Consider the following 7488-nt stretch of genomic DNA (forward strand, 5'->3'; position numbering starts at 1 on the left):
CACTCCCTCCACCACTCCCTCCACCACAGGGCGTCGCGAGTGGGCGGCACTCGCCGTCCTCTGCCTGCCCCTGCTCATCGTCTCGATGGACGTGTCCGTCCTCTTCTTCGCGGTGCCGAGCATCGCCGCGCAGCTCGACCCGAGCGCCACGCAGATGCTCTGGATCTTCGACATCTACGGCTTCGCCCTGGCCGGGCTGCTCCTCACCATGGGCAACGTCGCCGACCGCATCGGCCGGCGCCGCCTCCTCCTGCTCGGTGCCCTCGCCTTCGGCGCGGCGTCGGTGCTCGCTGCCTACGCTCCGAACGCCGAGTGGCTCATCGTCGCACGAGCCCTGCTCGGCGTCGGCGGCTCGACCCTCATGCCCAGCACCCTGGCCATCATCCGGACTGTCTTCGACGACGAGGCCGCGCGGGCCAAGGCCGTCGCCGCGTGGTCCGCCGTGCTGGCTGCGGGCGTCGGCCTCGGTCCCGTCGTCGCGGGCGTCCTGCTCGAGCACTTCTGGTGGGGCTCGGTCTTCCTCATCAACGTGCCCTTCATGCTCGTGCTTCTCGTCGTGGGCCCCCTGCTCCTGCCGGAGTCGCGCAGTGCCGGAGCCCGGTTCGACCTGCTGGGCTCGCTCCTGTCGCTCGCCGCGATCCTGCCGATCATCAACGCCCTCAAGGAGTTCGCCGCTGACGGCTGGGCGCTGGTCCTGCTCGCCCAGGTGGCGCTGGGCCTTGTCGCCGGGGTCGCCTTCCTCTGGCGCCAGCGCGTGGTGACCTCGCCGATGGTCGACCTCACCCTCTTCCGGATCAGGGGCTTCGGTGGCTCCGTCGCGATCCAGGTCATCGGGATGTTCGGGATGATGGGCAGCGCCATCCTCACCACCCAGTACCTCCAGTCCGTGCTCGGCTACAGCGCGCTCAGTGCGGCGCTGTGGGGCCTCGTGCCGGCCCTCTTCGTCGGCGGCGCCGCACCCACGGCAGCCGCGATCGCCACTCGCGTCGGTAGGCCACCGGTCATGGCCGGAGCCTTCGTCGTCGCGGCACTGGGCTTCGTCGGGATCCGCTTCGCCGGCGTCGACTCGACCATCTGGGTCGTGCTCGCGGCATCAACGTTCATCGCCATCGGCCTGGTCGCGGTCGCCACGCTCGTGACGGAGTACGCCATCGGCGTCGCACCGGCCGACCGGGCGGGGTCGGTGTCCGCGCTCGTCGAGACCGCGAGCGAGTTCGGCGGGGCCCTGGGGATGGCCGTCCTCGGCAGCGTCCTCGCCGCCGTCTATCGGTCTCGCCTCTCCGAGCTGCTGCCCGGAGTGCTGACGAACGAGGTCACCGCCCCGGCGGGGGAGACCCTGGGCGGGGCCACCGTGGTCGCGGAGCGGGTTGGCGGCGATGCGGGCGCCGCCATCCTCGGCGCGGCCCGGGCGGCCTATGTGTTCGGGATGCACACGGCCGTGCTCGTCGCCGCCGGGGCAGCGGTGCTCGGGGCGGTCATCGCGCTGACGGCGTTGCCCCGCAGGCCGATCGGCCAGGTGGCGGAGGAGGGGGAGTCGCAGGGAGCCGGTGATCCGGCACCCCCACCCACTCGAGTGGCCCGGTGATCCACAACACCCCCACTCGAGTGGCCCGGTGATCCACAACACCCCCACTCGAGTGGCCCGGTGACCCACACCCCACCTACTCGAGTGGCCCGGTGATCCACAGGGTGGCGGCACTGGCCTGTGGAGGGTGGGGCCACTCGAGTGGGGGTGGGCTCGGAGCAAGCCCGGCGGCATACGGCCGGTGGCTCTGGCCTGTGGAGGGTGGGGCCACTCGAGTGGGGGTGGGCTCGGAGCAAGCCCGGCGGCGTCAGCCGCGCAGGCGCACGGAGAGGCAGGTGACGCAGCCCTCGAGCTTCTCGAACTCCGAGATGTCCACGAGGGTCACGTCATGGCCCCGGCCCTCGAGCAGGTGGGCGGTCCGAGGCGCCGCTGCCGACATGAGCACGGACATGCCGCCGAGCAGCACGACGTGCGCGCCCGCCTGCTCCGGCACGGCGAGGAAGTCGGGCCACCGGGTCGGGTCGTCCACCGTCGCCTCGTGCCCGATGATCGTCCCGAGGGGAAGGGCCGTGACTGCCGACTTGAGGTGCAGCACCCGGGTGACGGGGACGCGATGGACCGTGACGCGGTGGCCCGCGAGCGCCTCCTCCAGCTGGGCGACCCCCGACTCGTTGGACCGTCCTCCGACACCGACCCAGACGTCCCGGCCCCACTTGAGCACGTCACCGCCGTCAAGCGTGCCCGGCGCGGAGATCGACACGCAGCGGTAGCCGATCGGCTCGACCGTCTCTGGGAGCCCGACCTGCTCGGCCCGCCGCGCGGGGGCCCCGGAGCGGCAGAGGACCGCGACGTCACCGTGCACGACGACCTGGTCCTCGATGAAGACGCCGTCGGGGCAGTCGTCGGCAGGCGGCGCCTCGACGACGTCCCAGCCGTGGCGCTCGAGGGCCGCGCAGTACTCCGCCCACTGCCGCATCGCGAGGTCGACGTCGACGGACGGTGAGCGGTCGACATGGGTCACGATCCCGTCCGCAAGGCGGTGCGACGGTCTGCGGACGAGCGCGAGGCGGCGATGCACCCGGGTGAGCCTACGCCCCCACCGACTCGCCGACCGGTGGGAGTGGTGGTCTGAGAGTCGGTCGGTGGCTTGGGAACTCGTCCCACCACGGCTGGTTCATGGCCGTCTCCTCCAGCTCCTGCAGGAAGGTCGACTGGGCGGCCCGGACACACACCTCAGCCTCTGCCTCGCTGACTCGTGACGGGTTCCAGCGCACGATCCGGGTGCCCGCCACCGGCTGCCCCTGGAGTGGGCGCAGCACGACCCCCTCGGCCGGGACGTCGCTCGGCATCGCGAGAGCCACCGCGCGCCGAGCCGCGATGTAGGGCCAGAAGTCGGGCAGGCTCTGGCGCCCGAGCGGAGAGGCTGGGGAGATGCCGGCCTGGCGGAACGCGTCCTGGAGGGCGGCATAGGTGCCGTCGGGCTTGCCCGGGGGCAGGAGCCACTCGTCCTCCCCAAGCGCCGACAAGGGGATCTCCCGCTGCGTGGCCAGAGGGTGGGACGCGGCGATTGCCACGAAGAAGGGCTCACGCGCCACCACCACGGACTGCCGCAAGCCCGGCGGGCACGCGTCGTCGTAGCCCACGTGGACTCCCGCGAAGGCGACGTCGACCTCGCGGCGGAGGAGGTGCTCCGTGATGACGCCACTGGAGGTGTCGACGAAGGGCATCACCGTGCGCGCGAAACCGAGCTTCTCGAGCTCCAGCATGAAGGCCGAGAAGTAGCGCGACGTGTTGCACCCCACGCGCAGTGGACCGGTCTCGGACGTCTGACGCCTCGCCTCGACGATCATGAAGTCGAGCTGCTCGGCGAGCTCGCGGGCCCGGTCGATGACGAACTCGCCGAGAGGCGTCGGTCGCACTCCCTCACGACCCCGGGCGAACAGGCTTCCACCGAAAGCGTGCTCGATCCGGCCGAGCTGTGCGCTGAGTGCGGGCTGGGATACACCGAGCTGCGTCGCCGCGGAGCTCACGCTGCCTGACTCGGCGACGGTCAGCACCACGCGCAGATGCCGGATGTCGACCTCCACAACGCGAAGGTTATGGCCAAGTGGGATTACCCGCCACCCGAGTCCGGCCGCCACGCTCTGGGCTACCTACTCACGGAAAGGTTGATCTCAATGTCGAGACCAACACATCGCCGATTGGCGCGTCTGGCCGTGCTCGGCTCGCTGGCCGGTCTGGCCGTGCCGCTCGCCGTCGCCCCCGGCGCCGGGGCCTTGTCCCCGTCCGTCGGCGCCCCTGCGGGAGCCAGCGCGACCGTCGCCAGGTCTGCTGCTTCGGGCGCCTCGTCCGTTGCGACGGCGGCCTCCATGGCTGTCGCAGCCAAGCCTTCCAAGGACAAAGCGATCGCCGCCGCCGACGCAGCGATCCGGCGCAGCCTCGGCGCCCTCGCCGCGAGCGGGGACGAGCAGTACGTCAGACAGTCGGTCAACGCCGGACCCGGCGGGCGGCACTACGTGCTCTACCAGCGCAGCTGGAAGGGCCTGCCCGTCATCGGCGCGGACGCCATCGTCACGGCCGACGAGACCGGAGCAGTCCGCGACATCACCCGTGCCACGGACGTCGTTCCGGCCATCGGGTCGACGAAGGCCACCTTCTCCGGGGCGCGTGCAGTCTCCGTCGCCGAGGGCCTCGTCGACTCCGTGGAGCACACGGACGGACCGGACCTCGTCATCTACGTCGCTGACGGCAAGGCGCCGCGCCTCGCCTGGCACGTCACGGTCGAGGGCGAGCGTGCCGACGGGATGCCCGCCGTCCTCGAGGTCTACGTCAACGCCAGGAACGGCAAGGTCATATCGTCCGAGGACCTGGTCCGGCAGGCCGACGCGACCGGTCACGGCCACCACAACGGGACCGTCGGGTTCACGAGCACCCCCTCCGGCTCGTCCTACTCGATGACGAGTGTCAACGCACCCGGCCTCCGGTGCCAGAACCAGAGCGGCAGCACCTACACGGACTACGACAACGTCTGGGGCAACGGCTCGGGGACCGACCTCGTCACCGCCTGCGTCGACGTCATGTACGCCGGCGAGCAGGAAGAGCTCATGCTCTCCGCGTGGACCGGCCGCGACGGGATCAGCGGCTCGGGCACGAACTACCCCGGACGCGTCGGACTCAGCGACGTCAACGCCTACTGGAACGGCTCCTACGCCAACTTCGGCCGCAACCAGGCGGGCACGAAGCAGGCGACCCCGATGGACGTGGTCGCGCACGAGTACGGCCACGGCGTCTTCCAGTTCTCGGGTGGGAGCGGAGGCTCCGGCAACGAGGCGGGCGGCCTCAACGAGTCGACCGGTGACATCCTCGGCGCCGCCACCGAGTTCTATGCCAACAACTCGAACGACCCGGGTGACTACCTCGTCGGCGAGGAGGTCGACCTCGTCGGCCAGGGCCCGATCCGCAACATGTACAACCCCGCCGCCCTCGGCGACCCGAACTGCTACTCGTCCGACATCCCCAACACCGAGGTGCACGCCGGCGCCGGCCCCCAGAACCACTGGTTCTACCTGCTCGCTGAGGGCAGCAGCCCCGGCGGCGGGAAGCCGTCGAGCCCGATCTGCAGCGGTGGACCCAGCTCGGTGACCGGGATCGGCGTGCAGAAGGCGACGAACATCTTCGTCAACGGCCTGCAGCGCAAGACCTCCCCGTGGACGCACGCCAAGGCACGCGTGGCCACCCTCCAGGCGGCCAAGGACCTCTACCCGGGCTCGTGCACCGAGTTCAACACCGTGAAGAGTGCCTGGCTGGCGGTCTCGGTCGGCACGCAGAGCGGGGAGCCCACGTGCACGGCCAGCTCCCAGGACTTCTCGATGTCCCTGTCGCCGACCTCTGGCAGCGTCGAGCCCGGCTCGGCCGCCACGGCGACGGTGCGCACGACGACGACGGCCGGCGCCGCGCAGTCGGTGACGTTCTCGGCCACCGGACTGCCGACCGGGGCGACCGCGACGTTCAGCCCGTCCTCGGTCACCTCCGGAGCAAGCTCGACGTTGACGATCTCCACGTCGAGCTCGACTCCTGACGGGAGCTACACCGTGACGGTGCTCGGTGACGGTGCAGCGATCGACCGGACCGCGACCTACACGCTGACGGTGGGTGGCGGCACCCCGACCCCGACGGTCCCCGACGTCGATGTCGAGAAGATGAAGGCCCACCTGTCGCAGCTGCAGTCCATCGCCAGCAGCAACGGCGGCAACCGGCGGGCCGGCTCCTCCGGCTACACGGCGTCGGTCAACTACGTCAAGGGCAAGCTCGAGGCTGCCGGCTACACGGTGACCCTCCAGCGCTGCACCACCTGCGCCTACCCGTCGGACAACATCATCGCCGACTGGCCCGGTGGCGATCCCAACCAGACGTACCTCTTCGGCGCCCACCTCGATGGAGTCTCGTCCGGTGCGGGCATGAATGACAACGGTTCCGGCTCCGCCGCCATCCTCGAGGCAGCACTCGTCCTCGCCCAGCAGGACCCGACGATGGAGGGCCACGTCCGGTTCGCGTGGTGGACCGACGAGGAGCAGGGCCTCAACGGCTCTGAGTACTACGTCAGCCGGCTGACCTCGACGCAGCGCAGCCAGATCAAGGCGTACTACAACTTCGACATGGTCGCCTCGACCAACGGTGGCTACTTCATCAACCACCTCACGTCGGCCGCGGCTGCTCCGATGCGCGCCTACTGGGACTCCCTGGGCCTCCAGCCCGAGGAGAACACCGAAGGAGCCGGTCGGTCGGACGACTACTCCTTCGAGGCAGCGGGCATCCCCACGTCCGGCTACGCGATGGGTGCCAGCGCGCGCAAGACGAGCGCCCAGGCGGCCAAGTGGGGCGGCACCGCCTACGCGGCGTTCGACCCCTGCTACCACGCGTCGTGCGACTCGTACCCGAGCAACGTCAACACCACAGGTCTCAACCGGGCTGCTGACGGGATCGCCCACACGATCTGGCAGCAGGCGGTCGGCACCGACACGCCGCCCACGGGTGACGACTTCTCGGTGTCGGTGTCACCGACCTCCGGCTCGGTCGAGGCGGGATCGTCCACCACGACCACGGTCAGGACGGCCGTGACGTCGGGGTCGGCTGTCAGCGTCACGCTGAGCGCCACCGGTCTGCCGGCGGGCGCGACGGCGACGTTCTCACCCGCGACGGTGACGGCGGGCGGCAGCTCGACGATGACGATCAGGACGTCGGCGAGCACCCCTGCAGCCACGTCGAACGTCGTCGTCAACGCCACCGGCGGAGGCAAGACCCACACGGCGGGCTACGCGCTGACGGTCACCTCCACGGGCGGCTCTGGTTGCAGCGGCTACGAGGTGGTCCAGTCCGGCACCGTCTCGTACCGCGGCACGACGTACCTCCCGTACGTCTACGACCCGACGGCTGGCACGATCACGGCCTGCCTCGACGGTCCCAGCGGCGCGGACTTCGACCTCTACCTCCAGCGGTGGAACGGCTATGGCTGGACGACGGTCGCCCGTGCCATGTCGTCATCCCCCGACGAGACGCTCTCGTACGCGAACACGTCCGGGTACTACCGGCTCGGGGTCTCCGCGTACTCAGGGTCGGGCAGCTTCACGACGGGCATCAGCGGATGATCCTCCACTGACCCTCTGAAACCCAGTGCGCCGCCGGGTCCCCTCCCCGGCGGCGCACTGTTGCCCGCACCCAGGGATGCGTCCCCATCGGTTGGGGATACGCACGACAGATCCATAGCAGGGCCCCGTAGCGCAGTTGGTCAGCGCGCCGCGGCCGTATGCCGCTGGGCTCGGCCCGCACGCCGGACAGTCCCAGCCCTCCCGCCCTCGTCGCCTCCCGCCATCGACCAGACCCGACCGCCACAACTTCGCCGCGGCGAACCTGGTGCGGGATCGACCCGGCCCGCGCCGCCACAACTTCGCCGCGGCGAACCTGGT

At 70.7% G+C, this 7488-nt stretch carries 4 protein-coding genes; 2 read left to right on the forward strand and 2 right to left on the reverse strand.

The window, feature by feature from the left end; translation table 11 throughout:
• Positions 1-1585: MFS transporter (locus LOY02_RS03640; protein ID WP_317180968.1), on the forward strand; the 1585-nt coding region annotated here is incomplete at its 5' end.
• Positions 1586-1832: 247 nt separating this feature from the next.
• Here LOY02_RS03640 and ddaH read toward each other — a convergent pair.
• A complete protein-coding gene (gene ddaH, locus LOY02_RS03645; protein WP_317180969.1) occupies positions 1833-2603 on the reverse strand; it encodes a dimethylargininase in 771 nt (256 codons plus the stop codon).
• Between the two features lie 10 nt (positions 2604-2613).
• Entirely contained in the window at positions 2614-3612 is a 999-nt protein-coding gene (locus LOY02_RS03650) for a LysR family transcriptional regulator (RefSeq protein ID WP_317180970.1), read from the reverse strand.
• A 90-nt stretch (positions 3613-3702) separates the two neighbouring features.
• Between LOY02_RS03650 and LOY02_RS03655 the strand changes: the two genes are divergently transcribed.
• Positions 3703-7170 carry a M20/M25/M40 family metallo-hydrolase gene (locus LOY02_RS03655; RefSeq protein ID WP_317180971.1) on the forward strand — a complete coding sequence of 1156 codons (3468 nt, stop codon included), beginning with the start codon at positions 3703-3705 and terminating at the stop codon, positions 7168-7170.
• The last annotated feature ends 318 nt before the right edge of the window (positions 7171-7488 follow it).

Source organism: Intrasporangium sp., assembly GCF_032907665.1.
Classification (GTDB): domain Bacteria; phylum Actinomycetota; class Actinomycetes; order Actinomycetales; family Dermatophilaceae; genus Intrasporangium.